Origin of the sequence: Oscillibacter sp. KLE 1728, assembly GCF_934833455.1 — a bacterium.
Taxonomy (GTDB): domain Bacteria; phylum Bacillota; class Clostridia; order Oscillospirales; family Oscillospiraceae; genus Oscillibacter; species Oscillibacter welbionis.
In genome coordinates this window covers 11,591-13,710 of the sequence record NZ_CAKVVF010000013.1, presented here as the reverse complement: position 1 = coordinate 13,710, position 2,120 = coordinate 11,591, and the positions used below count along the sequence as shown (strand labels likewise).

At 68.1% G+C, this 2,120-nt stretch carries 4 protein-coding genes; 2 read left to right on the top strand and 2 right to left on the bottom strand.

Going from position 1 to position 2,120, the window contains the following annotated elements; translation table 11 throughout:
• Positions 1 to 352 (bottom strand): stage III sporulation protein AB (locus QVE23_RS02570; protein WP_287967531.1); only part of this gene is annotated, 352 nt, incomplete at its 3' end.
• Entirely contained in the window at positions 346 to 1,254 is a 909-nt protein-coding gene (locus tag QVE23_RS02565) for an ATPase, T2SS/T4P/T4SS family (RefSeq protein WP_287967277.1), read from the bottom strand. The genes QVE23_RS02565 and QVE23_RS02570, both read right to left, overlap by 7 nt.
• A gap of 200 nt (positions 1,255 to 1,454) precedes the next feature.
• Here QVE23_RS02565 and QVE23_RS02560 point away from each other — a divergent pair, with 200 nt between their 5' ends.
• The gene (locus tag QVE23_RS02560) at positions 1,455 to 1,658 is read left to right on the top strand and encodes a helix-turn-helix transcriptional regulator (protein WP_025545063.1); all 204 of its coding nucleotides are present in this window, start codon (positions 1,455 to 1,457) and stop codon (positions 1,656 to 1,658) included.
• The gene (locus QVE23_RS02555; protein WP_287554366.1) at positions 1,655 to 2,086 is read left to right on the top strand and encodes a hypothetical protein; all 432 of its coding nucleotides are present in this window, start codon (positions 1,655 to 1,657) and stop codon (positions 2,084 to 2,086) included. The genes QVE23_RS02560 and QVE23_RS02555 overlap by 4 nt, the downstream gene beginning before the upstream one ends.
• Positions 2,087 to 2,120 lie beyond the last annotated feature (34 nt).

Below are 2,120 nucleotides of genomic sequence, written 5' to 3'. Positions count from 1 at the left end.
CCTCATCCCCCTGGAGGGAATCTCCCAGGGCGGTCAGGGCGGTCCGGCTCTCTGGACCGAGGGGCAGCGCCTCCGCGGCGGACCGCCAGCTCTGCCCCAGGGGCGCGCCCCGCGCCAGCGACGCCGCCACCGATGTACAAAAGTCCCGGACAGGTCCCGTCCGGTCCCGGCCAAGGGACCCCAGCAGCCGGGGCAGGCTGGTCCGGCGGAGCCGGATCTCCTCCCCCATGCGGTCCAGCAGGGCGGTCAGGTCCGCCAGCGTGTCCAACTCCCGCCTGCGCTCCGCCGCCGACCGCCGCCAGGCCCAGGTCCCGGCCCCCAGGATACACACCGCGCCCACCAGCTTCACCATGGCAGTTCCTCCACTTCGTATGTCCTTCCGGCCTCATCCCGGCGGATGCGCACCGCCAGCCGGAACACCTTCTCCGCCAGCAGCTGCCGGTACAGCGGCCGCTGGGTCAGCTCTGCGGCATCGGCGGCGTGGATGGTGGCCAGCAGCCCCACGCCGCACCCGGCGGCCTGCATGGCGGCCCGGAGGTCCGCCTCCGCCGTGATCTCGTCCACGGCGATGACCTGGGGGTTCATGGCCCGCAGGGCCATAGGGATGCCCAGGGCCTTGGGGCAGGCGTCCAGCACGTCCGTCCGGGGCCCCACGTCCATCTGGGGCCTCCCCCGGACCATCACTGCCACCTCCCCCCGCTCATCGATAAGGGAGACCCGCAGACCCGGCCTGCCGGTGCCGCCGGAGGAGAGGCACCGCACCAGATCCCGCAGCAGCGTGGTCTTGCCGCCGCCGGGGGGCGACAGCAGCAGGGTGTTCTGATACCGCCCGTCCCGAAACAGCCGGGGCGCCACCGCCTCCCCGATCCCCCTCTGCTCCCGGGCGATGCGGACAGCGGCGGAGGACAGGTCCCGCAGGGCGGTGCTCTCACCGTCCTTCATCACCGCCGTGCCGCACAGCCCCACCCGGAAGCCGCCCCGCACGGAGAGATACCCCTCCCGCAGGGTCTCCTCCGCCGCATAGCGGGAGTAGTCGGTGGCAAGGTCGCAGAGAGTCTCCAGATCCTCCGGCGTCACGGCGGCCCCCAGGGACCGCTCCCCCTCCGGTAGCAGCACCACCAGCGGCTGCCCCGCCCGGAGGCGGAACTCCTCCGCCAGCTGCCGGACCTCCGGCGGCTGGGCCAGAGCCTGTTCCCGCAGGCGGCCCGGCAGCACCCGGGCCGCCTCCTCATAGCGGCGTTCTTCCTCCTTCACGGGCCGCGCCCCCTTTCGTAACACGCTATACTCTATGAGGGGTTGTCCCCGGATATGACTCCCTCAGCGGAAAAATGGGACAAGCCCGGAAAAATGGAAAGCGTACTTGACATGGTACCGGAAGTGTGCTAAGTTGAAGATGGAAAGCAAACTTTCCATCCGTCAGAAGCGGATGGGGCGTATGAAAGGGGGAATCGCCCTTGAAAAACCGCCTGGAGGCGCTGCGCAAGGCCAGGGGGATCAAGCAGGAGGAGCTGGCGGAGGCGCTGGAGGTGTCCCGCCAGACCATCGGGTCGTTGGAAAACGGGCGGTACAACCCCTCCATCCTGCTGGCCTTCAAGCTGGCCCGGTACTTCGGCACCACCATTGAGGACATTTTCATCTATGAGGAGGATGGCACATGAAGAAGCAGGTCATATTGATGTCCCTGGCAATCGCGGGGCTGCTCTGCTGCATCCCGATGTTCGTCCTGAATGCGCCGGGTGCGCCCGGTCTCTCCGGCGGCGCGGCCTCCCTGCTGGGTATGGCCGGGGCGGTGCTGTTCGGCACCTGCGCCGGGACGTTGCTCCAGCTGAAACGGCTCTCCCGGGACCCGGACTACCGGCAGAGGCAGAAGGCCCAATGCGGCGAGCGGAACCAGGCCATCCGGGACCGGGTCGGCTATCTCGCCGGATTTTGGACCGTCGGACTGGTGGTGGTCTCCGGCCTGATTTTCCAGAGCTTTGAACGGTTCGGCATTCCCGACTGGGTGGGCTGGGTGTTCATCGGCATCTATCTGTTTTACACTTTGGCGTTCCTGGGGCTTTACAAATGGCTCCAGCGGAAGATGTGAGGAGGCGCTGTCATGAAGCGGAACACACGCTGGT